Source organism: Pseudomonas fluorescens NCIMB 11764 (assembly GCF_000293885.2).
Taxonomy (GTDB): domain Bacteria; phylum Pseudomonadota; class Gammaproteobacteria; order Pseudomonadales; family Pseudomonadaceae; genus Aquipseudomonas; species Aquipseudomonas fluorescens_B.
Genome location: NZ_CP010945.1, coordinates 2988066 through 3007111 on the forward strand (window position 1 = coordinate 2988066; position 19046 = coordinate 3007111).

15 protein-coding genes and 3 pseudogenes are annotated in these 19046 nt (G+C 58.4%); all 18 read left to right on the forward strand.

The annotated features are described in order from the left end of the window. The first annotated feature begins 20 nt into the window (after positions 1–20). The 18 genes and pseudogenes from B723_RS13725 to fliI all read left to right on the forward strand — a co-directional run bounded on the left by B723_RS13725 (position 21) and on the right by fliI (position 19044). Positions 21–2951 (forward strand): TIGR00180 family glycosyltransferase, encoded by a 2931-nt coding sequence (locus B723_RS13725; protein ID WP_017337169.1) that lies wholly within the window; start codon positions 21–23, stop codon positions 2949–2951. 30 nt (positions 2952–2981) lie between these two features. After that, positions 2982–3271: pseudogene (locus B723_RS32200) on the forward strand (polysaccharide biosynthesis protein); the annotation flags it as partial. A 175-nt stretch (positions 3272–3446) separates the two neighbouring features. Then, positions 3447–3647: pseudogene (locus B723_RS32205) on the forward strand (SAF domain-containing protein); the annotation flags it as partial. A 228-nt stretch (positions 3648–3875) separates the two neighbouring features. Next, positions 3876–4802, forward strand: coding sequence for a ketoacyl-ACP synthase III (locus tag B723_RS13730; RefSeq protein ID WP_017337171.1), 927 nt, complete (start codon positions 3876–3878; stop codon positions 4800–4802). A gap of 134 nt (positions 4803–4936) precedes the next feature. Next, positions 4937–5400: pseudogene (locus B723_RS13735) on the forward strand (6-hydroxymethylpterin diphosphokinase MptE-like protein); the annotation flags it as partial. 221 nt (positions 5401–5621) lie between these two features. After that, positions 5622–6473: a flagellin domain-containing protein gene (locus B723_RS13740; protein ID WP_017337172.1), complete on the forward strand. Its 852-nt coding sequence runs from the start codon at positions 5622–5624 to the stop codon at positions 6471–6473. A 73-nt stretch (positions 6474–6546) separates the two neighbouring features. Beyond that, positions 6547–6909: a flagellar protein FlaG gene (locus tag B723_RS13745; protein ID WP_017337173.1), complete on the forward strand. Its 363-nt coding sequence runs from the start codon at positions 6547–6549 to the stop codon at positions 6907–6909. Between the two features lie 82 nt (positions 6910–6991). Further along, positions 6992–8413, forward strand: a complete 1422-nt coding sequence (gene fliD / locus B723_RS13750) for a flagellar filament capping protein FliD (protein ID WP_017337174.1) — start codon at positions 6992–6994, stop codon at positions 8411–8413. A gap of 127 nt (positions 8414–8540) precedes the next feature. After that, the gene (fliS, locus tag B723_RS13755) at positions 8541–8936 is read left to right on the forward strand and encodes a flagellar export chaperone FliS (protein ID WP_017337175.1); all 396 of its coding nucleotides are present in this window, start codon (positions 8541–8543) and stop codon (positions 8934–8936) included. A gap of 10 nt (positions 8937–8946) precedes the next feature. Beyond that, on the forward strand, positions 8947–9243 hold the full coding sequence (locus B723_RS13760) for a hypothetical protein (RefSeq protein WP_017337176.1): 297 nt from the start codon (positions 8947–8949) through the stop codon (positions 9241–9243). Positions 9244–9416: 173 nt separating this feature from the next. Continuing rightward, positions 9417–10892, forward strand: coding sequence for a sigma-54 dependent transcriptional regulator (locus B723_RS13765; protein WP_008044600.1), 1476 nt, complete (start codon positions 9417–9419; stop codon positions 10890–10892). Between the two features lie 128 nt (positions 10893–11020). After that, positions 11021–12226: a sensor histidine kinase gene (locus B723_RS13770; RefSeq protein WP_162491079.1), complete on the forward strand. Its 1206-nt coding sequence runs from the start codon at positions 11021–11023 to the stop codon at positions 12224–12226. A gap of 5 nt (positions 12227–12231) precedes the next feature. Then, the gene (locus B723_RS13775) at positions 12232–13617 is read left to right on the forward strand and encodes a sigma-54-dependent transcriptional regulator (RefSeq protein WP_017337178.1); all 1386 of its coding nucleotides are present in this window, start codon (positions 12232–12234) and stop codon (positions 13615–13617) included. Positions 13618–13746: 129 nt separating this feature from the next. Next, entirely contained in the window at positions 13747–14076 is a 330-nt protein-coding gene (gene fliE, locus B723_RS13780; protein ID WP_017337179.1) for a flagellar hook-basal body complex protein FliE, read from the forward strand. Between the two features lie 15 nt (positions 14077–14091). Then, positions 14092–15876, forward strand: coding sequence for a flagellar basal-body MS-ring/collar protein FliF (gene fliF, locus B723_RS13785; protein WP_017337180.1), 1785 nt, complete (start codon positions 14092–14094; stop codon positions 15874–15876). After that, entirely contained in the window at positions 15869–16888 is a 1020-nt protein-coding gene (gene fliG, locus B723_RS13790; protein ID WP_003184041.1) for a flagellar motor switch protein FliG, read from the forward strand. Before fliF ends, fliG begins: the two co-directional genes overlap by 8 nt. Positions 16889–16895: 7 nt before the next feature. After that, positions 16896–17696, forward strand: coding sequence for a flagellar assembly protein FliH (gene fliH, locus B723_RS13795; protein ID WP_017337181.1), 801 nt, complete (start codon positions 16896–16898; stop codon positions 17694–17696). Next, positions 17686–19044, forward strand: coding sequence for a flagellar protein export ATPase FliI (gene fliI / locus B723_RS13800; RefSeq protein WP_017337182.1), 1359 nt, complete (start codon positions 17686–17688; stop codon positions 19042–19044). The genes fliH and fliI overlap by 11 nt, the downstream gene beginning before the upstream one ends. Positions 19045–19046 lie beyond the last annotated feature (2 nt).

Below are 19046 nucleotides of genomic sequence, written 5' to 3' on the forward strand. Positions count from 1 at the left end.
GTTTTATGGTGGGGAAGGATATGCAAGGCATTTACGGTTCTGAAAACACGTTGCCCTTGAGTGAACTGTTTACTCTGGTGCTACTTACACACAATCGTCCGGCGTTTTTGCGCAGGGCATTGCAGTTCTACAGCACGCTGCCTTGCAGAATTCTGGTACTTGATTCGTCTGCCGTTGCCTTGGACGGCGCGGCGACGATTGCGGAAACCATCGACTATCGGCATTTGCCGCAGTTCGGCTATTGGGGTATCCAGTCGAAGCTGGTATTTGGTGTCGAAGAAATCACCACGCCGTACATGGTGTTTGCGGCCGACGATGACTTCCTGATTCATGACGCGTTGATTGCATCGGTCGAGTTTTTGGATGCTAATCCCGATTATGGCATGTGCCATGGTTACGGGATGATGTACGTGGCCCGTGCCACCGAAGTGAATTACTACCGCCGCGACCAAAGAGTGCAAGAGGATTACAACTCGCCGCAGCCTGAAGTTCGGGTCATGGACTTCATGGGCCAGTTCCTGCCACCTTTCTATGCGGTGACCCGCACTGACCTGCTGCAACAGTGGTACAGGCAGCTGCCTCCCGACACCAGTTTCGAGTGGCAGGAAATAGGCCACGCGTTCTACCTGCTGGCGTGTGCCAAGGCGCGGATTCTGCCAATTCCGTTCGCTGTACGTGAGGCGAACTATGGCGGTTCGGCCCATAACTCCAACGTGTTGACCGTACTGACGTACAAAGATGCGAAAACCGTCGCCGACCGTGAGCAGTTTGCGCAATTCCTGGCTTCGATCCCGACGCAGTTCAGCGACAGGGATCCGGCGCAGATCAAACAGATTGCCCTGGACAGTTTTACCGCCATGGCCGACTGCCTGATAGAAGGTCGCTCGCTCAAAGGCACCATGATCGTCCGTTCGGTTTGGGTCGAGGCCGGGCGCGAGCCGATTCGTTCGTTCGGCCCCGAGCAGTTTGTCGAAATGCCGTTCTACAATAAAACGATGTTCGACCTGCTGACCGAATTCGAGTTTCTGTTGCACTCCATGCCGGCCGGCCGTCTGCAATTGCAGGAACTCGAAGGCATCCTGCTCAAGCAACACGAGCTGATGCGAATTCAGCCTAACGACAACGACCGCACCATTCGTGCTCGCCTGTGGGAGGCATTGAGTCTTAATCGGTTCAACCGGTCGGTGGTCAAGCGCTTGATCGAGTCACTCGAAGACACCGAGGAACAGGACGAGAGGCTCAAGCTTCAAGCATGGGCCAAGCGTCTGGACTCGGTCCCGGGACAGGATGACCGCACGTTGCTGCAAAGCATGCCGTCCGGTCGTTTGCTTGACTGGCTCGATGCTCGCAATCCTGATGCCGCGCAGCTTTCAGATATCACCGAGTATCTGGGCAAGCACAACGGCGGCCCTCGGTTCGCCATTTTGCTGCTGGACCTGGACGCCGACATGTTCAAGTTGCAGGCCACGCTCGACAGCCTGGTCAACGGGCATTGCAAGGCGTTCAACGTGGTGGTGTTCACCACTGGCGAGCTGCTGGCCACTACCAGCGTCCGCAACACCGTGCATTTCGTCAAAGTCAGCGCAACCCATTACGTTGACCGGATCAATCAGATCGTCGCGCAATCTACGGCCGACTGGCTACTGCTGGCTGAGGCCGGAGATCAGTTCACCCCCAGCGGGTTGTTGCGTGCCAGCCTCGAGCTAATGGGCGTCGAAGGCGTGCGCGCGGTGGCCATGGACGAAATTCAGCGTCAGGCCGACGGCACGTTGGTGGATGTATTCCGTCCTGGAGTCAATCTTGATCTGCTGCAAACCGTGCCGTCGCTGATGGCGCGGCATTGGTTGATCCAGCGTGATGTATTGGCCCAGGCCAAAGGTTTCTCGACCGAGTACACCCAAGCCCTGGAGTTTGACCTGTTGCTGCGTCTGATCGAAGATGGTGGTCTCGGTGGGCTGGCGCACCTGGCCGAACCCTTGCTGATCTGCAACGCGCTGGCCACTGAAGAAAATGTTCAAGAACGTCAGGTTTTGACTCGTCACCTGGCCAAGCGTGGGTATCGTGGTCAAGTCAGTTCGATGCTGCCGCAGACCTGGCAGATCGACTATCAGCACGCTGAACGACCGATGGTATCGATCGTCCTCCAGAGCCAGGACAATCTGGAACACTTGCAACGTGCATTGGTCAGCGTACTGCAACGCACCCGCTACCAACGCCACGAAGTGCTGATTGTCGACAACCACAGCCAATCGCCCGGACTGGCCGAATGGCTGAGCAGTCTGGAAGGCAAAGGCGAGCGGATTCGGGTACTGCGCATCGGTCAGCGCCTGAGCGGTTCAGCGTTGTATAACGTTGCCAGCGCCGAGGCCAAGGGTGAGTATCTGGTTCTCCTGTCGGCTGAAGCCCAGGTGTTCAATGCCAATTGGCTCGACGCCATGCTCAACCAGGCCCAGCGTCCGGAAGTCGGCATCGTTGGCGCCAAACTGATGGACATTCATGGTGTCACCACCCAGGCCGGGTTCGTGCTCGGTTTGAATGGCGATATCGGCTCGGTCTTTGTCGGTGAACGCAAGGACGCCAAGGGCTACCTCAATGGCCATCAAGTGGAGCAGAACTATTCGGCGGTTTCCGGTGCTTGTCTGATGATTCGCAAGGCGCTATATGAGGCGGTTGGCGGGCTGGATGAAGAGCATTTCGACGAAGCTTTTGGCGATATCGATTTGTGCCTGAAAGTCGCCGATGCCGGTTTTCTCACCGTCTGGACGCCACAAGCGCAGCTTTTGCACCCGGGCCTATTGCCTGAGGCGCCACAGGCCCGTGCGGCCCTGCGTGACAAATGGCAGGCCCGTTTCGAACAGGATTCGGCCTACAACCAGAACCTGGCCTTGACCGGCAAGGGCTTTACCCTCGGTAACGCTTGCGGTGTGAACTGGGCACAGTTGCTTGCATAAGCCAGGCTGACACGGGGAAGAGCTCCAGGCATGTTCAGCGGTAAATCGATTTTCATCCGTCGGGTGCTTGGGCAATACCAGCCCAGGCGTGTGTTGATGTTTTCCCGCGATGAGCTCAAGCAGTACGAAATGCACAGGCGTTCAACGCGCCGTACATGCGTTACTTCATCGGTGATGCGCGCGACGCCGACCGTTTGCGTCAGGCCATGCGCGGTATCGATTACGTGGTGCATGCATCGGCCCTGAAACAAGTGCCGGCGTTGGCGGTACCAGTTGGGACGGGCATGGGGCTGCCGACGAGCTGCTTGCGATCTCGAATAATCAGTAGGTCAACGGCGAACTGATGGCGACCTCGGGTGCTTCACGTGTTTCTGGGCAAGGATCGCCCATGACCAGTTTCAAGATGGGCAATCGCTCGCTCGGCGCCGATGCGCCGCCGTTCATGATTGCCGAGATGAGCGGTAACCATAATCAGTCGCTGGAAGTGGCACTACCGATCGCAAGTCCTTGGTGTACCGCCGTTCGCTGCATGTCACCCAGGACATGGCCACCGGAGAGCCTTTCACCGTCGCCAATCTGCGGGCCATCCGTTCAGGTATGGGGCTTGCTCCCAAACGCGCTGAATCCCCTCTGGGTCGCCGCGCCGCCAGGGCATCCAGGCGCGGAACGTCGCTGGATTGGTCATTGGTCGAATAACCTCTTGTGAGGCTGATTCGGCAAAATAGCGTGACCTGCGAGTCATAACGCGCATCTTCACTGTATTGTATTAATCGGGAAGGTGGCGCCTGGTGTCTGTTTGGCCCAGTGATAGCCCTTTATTCTTCCTGTTGTCGCCACCTCGGGGCGACGTTTTTCTCTGTTTGTCGGCGCCCCTCGAATCATTACGAGCGGTGGTATTGGGCTGTTTATTATTGGGAAGCCGTAATGATTGGCATAAAAAGCATTGCGAGCTACGTTCCTGTAGCCGGCGTGGACAATTACGCACAAGGTGCAAAATTCGAAAAGGATGAAGAATTCATCCTGGGCAAAATCGGTTCGGCCTTCTTGCCACGCAAAGACGCCGGGCAGGAAACTTCGGACCTGTGTGTCGAAGCAGTCAACGCGCTGTTCGCCAACAATCCCGACTTGAAGCGTGAATCCATCGACGTATTGATCGTCGTCACTCAGAACGGTGACGAAGAAGGCCTGCCACACACTGCGGCCATCGTTCAGGACAAACTGGGCCTGCCGACCACTGTGGCCGCGTTCGATATTTCCCTGGGCTGCTCCGGCTACGTCTATGGCATCTATGCAATCAAGGGCTTCATGGAGGCGACAGGCCTGAAGAATGGCCTGCTGATCACCGCCGATCCTTACTCGAAGATCGTCGACCCGGAAGACCGCAACACCACCATGCTCTTTGGCGATGCAGCCACCGCGACCTGGATGGGCGAAGACGCACCTTGGCAGTTGGGCAAGGCTAAGTTCGGCACCGACGGTTCCGGCGCGCCGCACCTGAAGGTTTCCGACGGCGTGTTTTTCATGAACGGCCGTCAGGTCTTCAACTTCGCGTTGCTCAAGGTTCCGGCGCATTTGCATGAGCTGCTCACAGACTCGGGCCTGACGGCTGACGATATCGATGCCTTCTGCATTCACCAGGGCAGTGCGGCGATTGTCGATGCCGTGGCACGACGTTTCGAAGGTGAGCCCGAGAAGTTCATCAAGGACATGGTCGAGACCGGCAACACCGTGTCGTCGAGCATTCCGTTGCTGCTGGAAAAACACGTCTTGGATTCCGCCTGGAAGCGCGTTGCGCTGAGTGGTTTCGGGGTAGGGTTGTCTTGGGGGTCGGCGATTATCTATCGCCCTTGAATCTCGGCTCTTTAGTCAAAGAAAGCCAGGCAAAAAAATAGCGTTCAAGGTTACTCCTTGAACGCTATTTTTTTGCCCGAATGAAAATCCATGAGCAAGTTCTGCGAGCGCTATGCCGAAGTCATACAGCGGCGCTGGCCGAGTTGTTCGGTTCCTGTGGCGGGCAGGAAGTATTCGTCATTGCCACGGGCCCTAGTCTTGAGTTGCTCTTCGATCGCTTGCGGGCGATTCGCGAGCAGGCGGCGCGACCGGTGTTCATTTGTGTCGCTACCGCCTATCGGCCGCTATTCAATCATGGCATTCGCCCCGACGTAGTGGCCAGCATCGACCAGCGCCTCTCGGTCCGGCATCTGCCGCCTGAAGGCACATACGCGATAACGCTGGCGTACATGCCTATGGTCGATCCGCTGATGTTCGGGGCCTGCAGGGGCGGAGTTATACCGGCTATTCCGCCAGCCCGATTTATCAACAGCTGCTTCAGCAATGGCTCAGGGGCGAACTTTATGTGGGCGGTAGCGTGATTCACCCAACGGTGGACCTTGCGGTGAAGATGGGCGCAGCGCAGATCATCCTGTTCGTGGCCGACTTTGCCTTTCCTCGCCACTCCGTCGCCGGCATTTCCATGACGTCATTTTTTTCGCCGCTTGAGTGTGGCCAAGCCCTTTGTTTACGGGGGGTGGCAACGTGATGGCAAATATTTTTGAAAATCCCCTAAAGCAAGTTGTATTCCCGACGATAACTATTACGAAGGTTCTCTAGGCCATACCCGGCGGTTGCCAGGGCCGGAAGCCGCAGTACCCAACCAACGAGGAATTCGTCATGGCTTTAACAGTAAACACTAACGTTACATCGTTGAACGTACAGAAAAACCTGAACAAGGCTTCTGATGCTCTGTCGACTTCGATGACTCGCCTGTCTTCCGGCTTGAAAATCAACAGTGCTAAAGACGACGCCGCCGGCCTGCAAATCGCTACCCGTATGACCTCGCAGATCCGTGGTCAGACCATGGCGATCAAAAACGCCAACGACGGTATCTCGATCGCTCAGACCGCTGAAGGCGCGATGCAAGAATCGACCAACATTCTGCAGCGTATGCGTGAACTGGCCGTTCAAGCACGAAACGATTCCAACGGTACCGACGACCGTGCAGCTCTGAACAAAGAGTTCGCAACCATGTCGGACGAACTGACGCGTATTGCCAAGTCGACCAACCTGAACGGCAAAAACCTGATCGACGGCACCGCTGGCACCATGACCTTCCAGGTTGGTTCCAACACTGGTGCAACCAACCAGATCACCATCACTCTGGCCAGCGGCTTCGACGCTGCTACCCTGAGCGTAGGTTCTGGCACCGTCGCGATCACCGGTACCGACAGCACCACTGCAGAAGCCAGCACCAAGGCTGCAATCGACGCAATCGACGCGGCACTGAAAACTATCAACACCAGCCGTGCTGACCTTGGTGCTGCGCAAAACCGTCTGACCAGCACCATCTCCAACCTGCAGAACATCAACGAAAACGCCAGTGCTGCACTGGGTCGCGTACAAGATACCGACTTCGCTGCTGAAACTGCACAGCTGACCAAGCAACAAACTCTGCAACAAGCTTCTACCGCAGTTCTGGCTCAGGCCAACCAACTGCCATCCGCTGTACTGAAACTGCTTCAGTAATAGCTGGTTGAGTTTTGGCGGGGGAGTGCGCATGTCGCGCTCTCTCGCTTTTTTACTTTAAGAGGTGATGGACATGGATATGAGCGTCAAGCTGAACTTGTCTTATCCTGCGGCCAAGCAGACGACTGTTGCCGATAAGCCGGCGCAGAAACCTCTAGCGGAAACTGCGCCAGTGGTTGCCGTCAAGGAAGAAAGTAAAGGCACCCAAACCGAGCAGGAAAAACTGAAGATGGCCGTTCAGGAAATCGAAAAGTTTGTTCAGTCGGTCAAGCGCAACCTGGAGTTCTCGATTGATGAGCCTTCAGGCAAAGTTGTGGTAAAAGTGATTGCCAGTGACTCCGGTGAGGTGATCCGTCAGATCCCCAACGAAGAAGTTCTGAAACTGGCCAATAGTTTGAATGATGCAAGCAGTCTGTTGTTCAGCGCTAAAGTCTGACTGCTGGCACGAATTTTGTTGTTTTGTTCTTTTGGGCGTTGTAGTGGTCAAAAGGCCGGCGACACACTGAAGGGAGTTTCACATGGCAAGTCCAATTCTACCAGGCACGGGTTTAGGCTCCGGCATTAATACCGGTGATATCGTCAAAGCCTTGGTGAACGCTGACAAAGCGGCCAAGCAAGGTCAGATCGACCGTGGGACTGCGACCAACACCGCAAGCATCTCCGGTATAGGGTCCTTGAAGTCCTTGATGGCTGCGTTTACCAAATCCATGACTGATTTGGGTAGCAAAACCAGCCCGCAGTTTCCGGGTTTTGCCGCGACTTCCTCCGATGTGAAAATCGTCACGGCCACCGCCAGTAACTCGGCCGTGGGTGGCAACTACTCCATCAATGTCACGAATCTCGCCACCTCTTCCAAAGTGACCAGTAAGGCTTTTGTCGGTGGTACGACCAGCGCTATCACAGATGGCACGATGACCATTAAGCAGGGCGCTGCGACATTCAATCTTGATATAAAACCCGGCGCTACACTGCAATCGGTTCGAGATTCGATCAACGCCGATGCCTCGCTCAAGGGCGCCGGTATCAGCGCCAACATCGTGACTGACTCTTTCGGGGCGCGTCTGGTGTTGGGTTCGAGCACGACAGGAGCCAACTCGGATATTTCCGTCACTGGCATCCCTGAGCTGGCCATCGATGGCGCGAACGTCGTAGGTACTACTGCTTCTCCAATGACTGCCGCTTCTGCTGGTTCTATCGGAGCCTTGGCTGTTGATGCAAATTTCACCGTCGATGGTATGGCGCTGACCAGCAAGAGCAATACCGTGGATAAGGCGGTCTCCGGGTTGACGTTCAACCTGTTGGCAGCGGGGTCTTCGACTGTGACGGTGGCTACCAATACCGATGGTTTGAAGGCGTCCATCCAGAAGTTCGTTGATGCCTACAACGCCATTGCCAACAGTGTCACGGCGCTCACCAAGCCTTCGCTTGATGCTAATGGTAAACCGACCGTTTCGGCGGCACTGACAGGTGACGCGCTGCCGCGTTCGATCCTGTCGGCCATTCGCGGTCCGCTGTCTGAAACGGGTGCGGGTGACAAGCTCACCGTACTGGCGCAGCTGGGGATTACCACTAACCAAAAGACCGGTGCCCTCGATTTTGATAGCACTAAATTCTCTGCTGCGATGAACGACAAAAAGCTGGGCGGTGAAGTCCAGGAGTTGTTCACAGGCAGTAACGGTCTGCTGGAGCGAATGAGCAAGGCTGTGGAGCCTTTTACAGAGACCGGCGGGATTCTGGATCAGCGCACCACCAGTCTGAACAAGACCAAGACCAAGTTGGCAAGCGACCAGGATGCCCTTGACCGTCGAATCGAGACCCTGACCGCGGTATTGACCAAAAAGTACAACGACATGGATACCCTCGTCGGCAAGCTGAAAGCGACAGCCAGCAATATCACTTCGATGTTCGAAGCCATGACCGCGCAGCAGAAGAACTCGTAACATTCGCAGTGCCAAAAGCCCGGCAGCGTATTCACGCTCCGGGCTTTTTGTTTTTGAATCTAAAGTTTTTTGACGCGTCGTCGATACACTGGTTATACGAACCACAGATTTTTTGATGAGGTACAACATGAATCCAATGTTAGCCCTTCGCCAATACCAGAAGATTGGCGCCCAGGCGCAGACTTCCGAAGCCAGCCCGCATCGTCTGGTGCAGATGCTGATGGAAGGCGGCCTGGATCGTATCGCCCAGGCCAAAGGCGCGATGGAGCGTAAGGACATTCCGAACAAAGGGGTTCTTATCGGTAAGGCCATCGGTATCATCGGCGGTCTGCGTGAAGGTCTTGACCTGGAAAACCAGGCCGAATCTGTAGGTGAACTGGATAACCTCTACACCTACATGATGAAGCGTCTGACCGAAGCCAACATCAAGACCGATCCAAAGATTCTCGACGAAGTCGCCGATCTGCTTCGCACCGTCAAGGACGGCTGGGACGCTATCGCCGCGCCGGGTCCGCAGTTTTAAGGAGATCACCATGAGTCTTGTTTTGCAGCGAATCGAAGAAACCCGTGAAGGCCTGGTCGGTGCCCTGGCCGAGCGAAACTGGGAAGCCATTGGTGAATTGGACCTGGCTTGCCGTTCCTGCATGGAAGACGTCTTGAGTGAAGCTTCGGTGGACGAGGCCGCGTTGCGCGACAACCTTGAAGAGTTGCTGGGGGTCTATAAACAGCTTCTTGAGGCGGCGACGGGAGAGAGGCAGGCAATAGTCGATGAGATGTCGCAGATCCATCAAGCACAGAACGCAGCAAAGGTTTACCATCTGTTTGGTTAATTAATCCTAAGTTAATCCATGCCGTGTGCGCCATAAATTTGACTGTGCACGGTTTTTTGACTTAACTAGTGGCTGGTTGCAGATTTCAGGCGTCTACAGGCATAACGTGTCTGCAAGCGTCTAGCTTGCCCCCTCATTTCGGGCATTGAGTTGACTAGGGAAGTTGCTATTGCATGTGGCGTGAAACCAAAATTCTGCTGATTGATGACGATAGCGTCCGCCGCCGCGATTTGGCGGTGATTTTAAATTTTCTTGGCGAAGAAAATTTACCCTGCGGTAGCCATGACTGGCAGCAGGCTGTCGGCTCTTTGTCATCAAGTCGTGAAGTGATCTGTGTCCTCATCGGGACGGTCAATGCTCCTGGCGCACTTCCGGGCTTGTTAAAGACACTCTCTACCTGGGATGAGTTCCTTCCGGTTTTGTTAATGGGCGATAATTCTTCCGTTGACCTGCCCGAAGACCAGCGTCGGCGAGTGCTTTCGACCCTCGAAATGCCGCCCAGCTACAGCAAACTGCTCGACTCGCTGCACCGCGCCCAGGTCTATCGCGAGATGTATGACCAGGCTCGTGAGCGCGGGCGCCACCGTGAACCCAATCTTTTCCGCAGTCTTGTCGGCACCAGTCGGGCGATTCAACACGTCCGCCAGATGATGCAGCAAGTCGCCGACACCGACGCCAGCGTGTTGATCCTCGGCGAGTCCGGGACTGGCAAGGAAGTGGTCGCGCGCAACCTGCACTACCACTCCAAGCGTCGTGATGCGCCGTTTGTGCCGGTCAATTGCGGGGCGATCCCGGCCGAGTTGCTGGAAAGCGAACTGTTCGGTCACGAGAAGGGTGCCTTCACCGGGGCAATCACCAGCCGCGCCGGTCGTTTTGAGCTGGCCAACGGTGGCACGCTGTTCCTCGATGAAATCGGCGACATGCCGCTGCCGATGCAGGTCAAGTTGCTGCGCGTATTGCAGGAGCGCACTTTCGAGCGCGTGGGTAGCAACAAGACCCAGAGCGTCGATGTGCGCATCATTGCGGCGACCCACAAGAATCTCGAAAGCATGATCGAGATCGGCACCTTCCGCGAAGATCTCTACTATCGCCTGAACGTGTTCCCGATCGAGATGGCGCCGCTGCGTGAGCGCGTCGAAGACATTCCGTTGCTGATGAACGAACTGATCTCGCGCATGGAGCACGAGAAGCGTGGCTCGATCCGTTTCAACTCCGCCGCGATTATGTCGCTGTGCCGGCACGGCTGGCCGGGCAACGTCCGCGAGCTGGCGAACCTGGTGGAGCGCATGGCGATCATGCACCCGTACGGGGTCATCGGCGTCGTCGAGCTGCCGAAAAAATTCCGCTACGTCGATGATGAAGACGAGCAACTTGTCGACAGCCTGCGCAGCGATCTGGAAGAGCGGGTGGCCATCAACGGTCATACGCCGGACTTTACCGCCAATGCCATGCTGCCGCCGGAAGGCCTGGACCTGAAAGACTATCTCGGTGGTCTGGAGCAAGGCCTGATCCAGCAGGCGCTGGATGATGCCAATGGCATCGTGGCGCGCGCCGCCGAGCGACTGCGGATTCGCCGCACCACGCTGGTGGAAAAGATGCGCAAGTACGGCATGAGTCGTCGCGACGGTGATGAACAGGCGGATGATTGACGCCTGTTTTTCAAGTCGTTCATTTGTAGGCAGTTTTTTTTAGGCACGGGTATTGCTACATCCCTCGCAACGTTCCGTTTAACTGACGGTCAGCCACGCGAGAGAGCACGATGCCCCACGCCGCCCAGATGTCTCCTGTCCCTGACGCTTCGGGGCACCCGTCGTCCGTAGAGCAGGCAAGCCGGCTTGGCCTTGAGCAGGCGTTCGCGCTGTTCAATCAGATGTCGAGCCAGTTGACCGACTCCTACAGCATGCTCGAGGCACGGGTCACCGAGCTCAAGGGCGAGTTGGCGGTGGTCAGCGCTCAGCGCATGCAGGAGCTGGCAGAAAAAGAACGCCTGGCCAACCGCCTGCAAAACCTCCTCGATCTATTGCCTGGCGGCGTCATCGTCATTGACGCCCAAGGCATCGTGCGCGAAGCCAACCCTGCTGCCTGTGAATTGCTGGGGCTGCCCCTCGAAGGCGAGCTGTGGCGTCATGTCATTGCCCGTTGCTTTGCGCCGCGTGAAGACGATGGTCATGAAATCTCGCTCAAGGACGGTCGGCGCCTGTCGATCGCCACTCGCTCGCTGGATGCCGAGCCCGGCCAATTGGTGCTGCTCAACGACCTGACCGAAACCCGTCACCTGCAAGATCAACTGGCCCGCCACGAACGCCTGTCGTCACTCGGCCGCATGGTCGCGTCGCTGGCTCATCAAATCCGCACGCCCTTGTCCGCCGCGTTGCTCTACGCCAGTCATTTGACCGAGCAAGAGCTGCCGGTGGCCACGCAGCAACGTTTCGCCGGCCGCCTGAAAGAGCGCCTGCATGAGCTGGAGCATCAAGTGCGCGACATGTTGGTGTTCGCGCGCGGCGAACTGCCGCTGACTGACCGTGTCACGCCGAAGATGCTCATGCAGTCCTTGCAATCGGCCGCATTGACCCACGTGCAGGACCTGCCGATTCGCTGGCAGTGCGATAGCCATGCGGGAGAATTGCTGTGCAATCGCGACACCCTGGTCGGAGCGATCCTGAACCTGATCGAGAACGCCATCCAGGCCAGTGCCGGCGACGTCCGTTTGAAAGTTCATCTCTACAGTCGTGACAACACCCTGCGAGTCTCGGTCAGCGACAGCGGCAGCGGTATCGATGCGAAAGTGCTGGCGCGTCTCGGCGAGCCGTTCTTTACCACCAAAACCACCGGAACGGGCCTCGGTCTGACCGTGGTCAAGGCCGTGGCGCGTGCTCACCAGGGAGAATTGCAGCTGCGCTCGCGGCTGGGACGCGGCACTTGCGCGCAGGTGATTCTGCCGCTTTTTTTTGATGAAAAGCGTAGCGCTCAGGGAGCGGAGTGAAGGACATGGCAATCAAGGTTTTACTGGTCGAGGATGACCGCGCGTTACGCGAGGCGCTGGCGGATACGCTGTTGCTCGCGGGGCACGACTACAAGGCTGTCGGTTCGGCGGAGGAGGCGCTCGAGGCAGTCGGCGCCGAGACGTTCAATCTGGTGCTCAGCGACGTCAACATGCCGGGCATGGATGGTCATCAGTTGCTCGGTTTGCTGCGGGCTCGTCAGCCGCAATTGCCCGTCTTGCTGATGACGGCTCATGGCGCCGTGGAGCGCGCGGTCGATGCAATGCGTCAGGGCGCGGTGGATTATCTGGTCAAGCCGTTCGAGCCCAAGGCGCTGCTGGATCTGGTGGCGCGTCATGCGCTGGGCAGCCTCGGCGCTCCCGACAGCGAAGGGCCCGTTGCGTATGAGCCGGCCAGTGCGCAATTACTCGAATTGGCGGCGCGAGTGGCGCGCAGCGATTCCACCGTATTGATCTCCGGCGAGTCCGGGACCGGTAAGGAAGTGCTGGCGCGCTACATCCATCAGCACTCGCATCGCGCCAGTCAGCCATTCATTGCGATCAACTGCGCGGCGATTCCCGACAACATGCTTGAAGCGACGCTGTTCGGTCACGAGAAGGGCTCGTTCACCGGCGCCATCGCGGCGCAGGCCGGCAAGTTCGAGCAGGCCGACGGCGGCACCATCCTGTTGGATGAAATTTCCGAAATGCCTCTCGGCCTTCAGGCCAAGTTGCTGCGTGTGCTGCAGGAGCGCGAAGTCGAGCGAGTGGGGGCACGCAAGCCCATTGCACTGGACATTCGTGTTGTCGCGACCACCAACCGTGACCTGGCGGGTGAAGTGGCGGCAGGGCGTTTTCGTGAAGACCTCTACTATCGCCTGTCGGTATTTCCCCTGGCCTGGCGTCCATTGCGCGAGCGCACCGCCGATATCCTGCCGCTGGCCGAGCGCCTGCTGGCCAAACACGTCAATAAAATGAAGCATGCCGCGGCGAGACTGTCGCCCGAGGCTCAGGCGTGCCTGATCGGCTATCCATGGCCGGGCAACGTACGAGAGCTGGACAATGCGATTCAGCGTGCCTTGATTCTGCAGCAGGGCGGTTTGATCCAGCCTCAGGATTTCTGTCTCGCTGGGCCGGTTGCCTGTGCGCCGTTACCGACATTGGCGTCGGTGCCGGTGCGGTCGATGGAGGTCGAGGCCGAATCGGCTGGGGCGCTGGGGGACGATCTGCGTCGTCGCGAATTCCAGATGATCATCGACACCCTGCGCTCTGAGCGTGGGCGCCGCAAAGAAGCGGCCGAGCGTCTGGGAATCAGTCCGCGGACGCTGCGCTACAAGCTGGCGCAAATGCGCGATGCCGGAATGGATGTGGAAGCTTATTTGTTCGCCACCTGATTCGCAGGCAAGGCAAAGCCTGGAAGGCTTTTGTTCAGGGCGGCCACGGAGCTGGCACCCTTGTTGCTAACACCTCACTACCCGCCGAGTGAGTGTCAAAAAATTGCGGGTCGCCAATGAGAGTAGACCATGAGCCAAGGTATTGAATTTAATCGATTGATGCTGGATATGCGTTCCATGCAAATGGATGCCATGTCTGCGCCTAAATCGACTGCCGCCGTCCCTGAACTGAGTGGCAGCAGCTTTTCCGACATGCTCGGTCAGGCCGTCAACAAAGTGAACGATACACAGCAGGCGTCCAGCCAGTTGGCCAATGCCTTCGAAATCGGCAAAAGCGGCGTGGACCTTACCGATGTGATGATTTCCTCGCAGAAGGCCAGCGTGTCTTTCCAGGCGTTGACCCAAGTGCGTAACAAGCTGGTTCAGGCTTACCAAGACATCATGCAGATGCCGGTTTAAGGACGAGATTGAGTCATGGCAGAAGCAGTCGCCGATAATGTTCCGGCCAAGGCCACTCCGATAGACGGCAAACCACCGCTGTTCGGCTTGTCCTTCCTGGAAAACCTCTCCGAGATGACCATGTTGCGTCAGGTGGGCCTGTTGGTCGGCCTGGCTGCGAGCGTGGCGATTGGCTTCGCCGTGGTGTTGTGGTCCCAGCAGCCGGACTACCGGCCTCTGTACGGCAGCCTTGCCGGTATGGACGCCAAGCAAGTCATGGATACTCTGGCGTCCGCTGACATTCCCTACACCGTAGAACCGAATTCCGGTGCCTTGCTGGTCAAGGCCGATGACTTGTCCCGTGCGCGACTCAAGCTCGCGGGCGCTGGTGTCACTCCCAGCGACGGCAACATCGGTTTCGAGATCCTCGACAAGGACCAGGGCCTCGGTACCAGCCAGTTCATGGAAGCGACCCGTTATCGTCGCGGCCTCGAGGGCGAACTGGCCCGGACCATTTCCAGCCTGAACAACGTCAAGGGTGCCCGCGTGCACCTGGCGATTCCGAAGAGTTCGGTGTTCGTTCGCGACGAGCGCAAACCAAGTGCTTCGGTTCTGGTTGAGCTGTATTCCGGCCGCTCACTGGAGCCGGGTCAGGTGCTGGCGATCATCAACCTGGTCGCGACCAGCGTGCCTGAACTCAGCAAGTCGCAGATCACCGTCGTCGATCAGAAGGGCAACCTGCTTTCGGATCAGGCGGAGAATTCCGAACTGACCATGGCCGGCAAGCAATTCGATTACAGCCGTCGCATGGAAAGCATGCTCACCCAGCGCGTGCACAACATCCTGCAACCGGTGCTGGGCAACGACCGCTATAAAGCCGAAGTCTCCGCCGACGTGGACTTCAGCGCCGTCGAGTCGACCTCCGAGCAGTTCAATCCGGACCAGCCGGCGCTGCGCAGCGAGCAGTCGGTCAACGAGCAACGTACCGCCAGCAATGGCCCGCAAGGTGTACCGGGGGCGCTGAGCAACCAGCCGCCATCACCTGCTTCGGCGCCGCAAACCACCGGTGGCGCCACCGCGCAGGCCGGCATGGTGCAGCCAGGCCAGCCACTGCTGGACGCCAATGGTCAGCAGATCATGGACCCGGCCACCGGCCAGCCGATGCTGGCGCCGTACCCGGCGGACAAGCGTCAACAATCCACCAAGAACTTTGAACTCGACCGTTCCATCAGCCACACCAAGCAACAACAAGGGCGTTTGAACCGCCTGTCGGTGTCGGTGGTGGTGGACGATCAGGTCAAGATCAACGCAGCCAACGGTGAAACCACCCGCGCACCGTGGAGCGCCGATGAGCTCGCACGCTTCACCCGTCTGGTGCAGGACGCCGTCGGCTTCGACGCCAGTCGTGGCGACAGCGTCAGTGTGATCAATATGCCGTTCTCCGCCGAGCGCGGTGAAGTGATTGCCGATATTCCGTTCTACTCCCAGCCATGGTTTTGGGACATCGTCAAACAAGTGCTGGGTGTATTGTTCATCCTGATACTGGTGTTCGGTGTGCTGCGTCCGGTGCTCAACAACATCACCAATGGCGGCAAAGGCAAGCAACTGGGCCTGGGCAGCGACGTAGAGCTCGGTGGCATGGGCGGCCTGGACGGCGAACTGGCCAACGACCGCGTCAGCCTCGGTGGCCCGACCAGCATCCTGCTGCCGAGCCCGAGCGAAGGCTATGATGCACAGTTGAACGCAATCAAGAGTCTGGTGGCAGAAGACCCGGGTCGTGTGGCCCAGGTCGTGAAAGAGTGGATTAACGCAGATGAGTGATAACCGAGCCGCTGTCGCCAAACTGTCCCGGGTTGATAAAGCCGCGATTCTGCTGCTGTCCCTGGGGTCTACCGATGCCGCGCAAGTGCTGCGTCACATGGGGCCCAAAGAGGTCCAGCGTGTGGGTGTGGCCATGGCGCAGATGGGGAACGTGCACCGCGAGCAAGTCGAACAGGTGATGAGCGAGTTCGTCGACATCGTCGGCGACCAGACCAGCCTGGGCGTCGGCTCCGACGACTACGTGCGTAAAATGCTGACCCAGGCCCTGGGCGAAGACAAGGCCAACGGCCTGATCGACCGGATCCTGCTGGGCGGCAACACCAGTGGGCTCGACAGCCTGAAGTGGATGGAGCCGCGCGCCGTCGCCGACGTGATCCGTTACGAGCACCCACAGATCCAGGCGATCGTCGTGGCGTATCTCGACCCGGACCAGGCCGGCGAAGTGCTGGGCAACTTCGACCACAAGGTACGACTGGACATCATTCTGCGGGTTTCCTCGCTGAACACCGTGCAGCCAGCGGCCCTGAAAGAACTCAACCAGATTCTCGAGAAGCAGTTCTCCGGCAACTCGAATGCCTCGCGCACCACCCTGGGTGGCATCAAGCGTGCGGCCGACATCATGAACTTCCTCGACAGCTCGATCGAAGGCCAGTTGATGGACTCGATCCGCGAAGTCGACGAAGACCTGTCCGGTCAGATCGAAGACCTCATGTTCGTGTTCAACAACCTGTCCGATGTCGATGACCGCGGAATTCAGGCGTTGCTGCGTGAAGTGTCCTCCGATGTGCTGGTTCTTGCCCTCAAGGGCTCGGACGAAGGCGTCAAGGAAAAGATCTTCAAGAACATGTCCAAACGGGCGGCCGAACTGTTGCGCGACGACCTCGAGGCCAAAGGCCCGGTGCGCGTCAGCGACGTGGAAACTGCGCAGAAAGAAATCCTCACCATTGCTCGCCGTATGGCCGAAGCCGGAGAAATCGTTCTCGGCGGGAAGGGCGGCGAAGAGATGATCTAAGGTCACTATGTCGTCCAAACATGATGAGTCCCAGACCGACCTGATCCGTGCCAAGGACGTCGGTGGTTTCGATGTCTGGTCGCTGCCCAGTTTCGACCCGCATGTCCCGGAGCCCGAGCCTGAACCTGAGCCCGAGCCGCCGGAAATGGAAGAAGTGCCGCTGGAAGAAGTCCAGCCACTGACCCTCGAAGAACTCGAAAGCATCCGTCAGGAGGCCTACAACGAAGGCTTCGCGACGGGCGAGAAAGAAGGATTTCACAGCACCACGCTCAAGGTTCGTCAGGAAGCCGAGGCCGTGCTGGCGCCGAAAGTCGCAGCACTTGAACAACTGATGGCCAACCTGTTCGAGCCTATCGCCGAGCAGGACACGCAAATCGAAAAATCCTTGGTCGACCTCGTGCAGCACATCACCAAACAGGTGATTCAGCGCGAACTGGCCATCGATTCGACGCAGATCGAACACGTCATGCGCGACGCCCTCAAGCTGTTGCCGCTGGGCGTGGGCAATGTGCGGCTGTACATCAATCCGCAGGATTTCGAACAGGTCAAAGCCCTGCGCGAGCGCCATGAAGAAACCTGGCGCATCGTCGAGGACGAAGCGTTGTTGCCTGGCGGTTGCCGGGTCGAGACTGAGCACAGTCGCATCGACGCCACGGTCGAAACCCGGATCGCCAGGGTCATGGACAAGCTGTTCGATCAGTTGCACGAACAGGCCTTGCACCCGGCCGCGCCGGATCTGAGCCTGGAGCTGCCGATCGACGACAAGCCTGCCGTCGAAGTCGAACCGGAAGAACCCGATGCGCCTTGACCGCACCAGCTTCGCCAAGCGCCTGGGCGGTTACACTGAGGCCACGGAGCTGGCCGGCGCGCCGATCCTTGAAGGCCGTTTGCTGCGCATGGTCGGCTTGACCCTCGAAGCCGAAGGTTTGCGCGCGGCCATGGGCAGTCGCTGCATGGTGATCAACGACGACAGTTACCATCCGGTGCAGGTCGAAGCTGAAGTCATGGGGTTCTCCGGCAGCAAAGTCTTCCTGATGCCGGTCGGCAGCGTTGCCGGCATCGCGCCCGGCGCCCGTGTGGTGCCTATGGCTGACACCGGTCGCTTGCCAATGGGCATGAGCATGCTCGGGCGGGTGCTGGATGGCGCCGGTCGTGCGCTGGACGGCAAGGGCGGGATGAAGGCTGAAGACTGGGTGCCGATGGACGGCCCGACCATCAACCCGCTCAAGCGTCACCCGATCAGCGAGCCGCTGGACGTAGGCATTCGCTCAATCAATGGTTTGTTGACGGTCGGGCGTGGGCAGCGGCTCGGGCTGTTCGCCGGTACCGGCGTCGGCAAAAGTGTGCTGCTGGGCATGATGACCCGCTTCACCGAGGCCGACATTATCGTCGTCGGGCTGATCGGTGAGCGGGGTCGCGAAGTTAAAGAATTCATCGAGCACATCCTCGGTGAAGAAGGCCTCAAGCGTTCGGTGGTCGTGGCGTCTCCGGCGGATGATGCGCCCCTGATGCGCCTGCGCGCCGCGATGTATTGCACGCGGATTGCCGAATATTTCCGTGACAAGGGCAAGAACGTCCTGTTGCTCATGGACTCCCTGACCCGTTTCGCCCAGGCCCAGCGGGAAATCGCCCTGGCCATCGGCGAACCGCCCGCAACCAAGGGTTACCCGCCATCGGTGTTCGCCAAATTGCCGAAACTGGTGGAGCGGGCCGGTAACGCGGAGAAGGGTGGCGGTTCGATCACGGCGTTCTACACCGTGCTGTCTGAAGGTGATGACCAGCAGGATCCGATCGCCGACGCGGCGCGGGGTGTACTCGACGGGCACATCGTCCTGTCCCGGCGTCTGGCCGAGGAGGGGCATTACCCGGCCATCGATATCGAAGCGTCCATCAGCCGGGTCATGCCGTCGGTGGTGTCGCCGGAACACATGGCCCGCGCCCAGTATTTCAAACAATTATGGTCGCGCTATCAACAGAGTCGCGACCTGATCAGCGTGGGCGCCTACGTCGCCGGCGGAGACCGGGAAACCGACCTGGCGATTTCCCTGCAGCCGCAGCTGGTCAAATACCTGCGTCAAGGACTTAACGACAACATCAGCCTGGGCGAAAGCGAATCCTACCTCGGTTCGATCTTCGCGCCCGCGGCTGGCGGCTAATC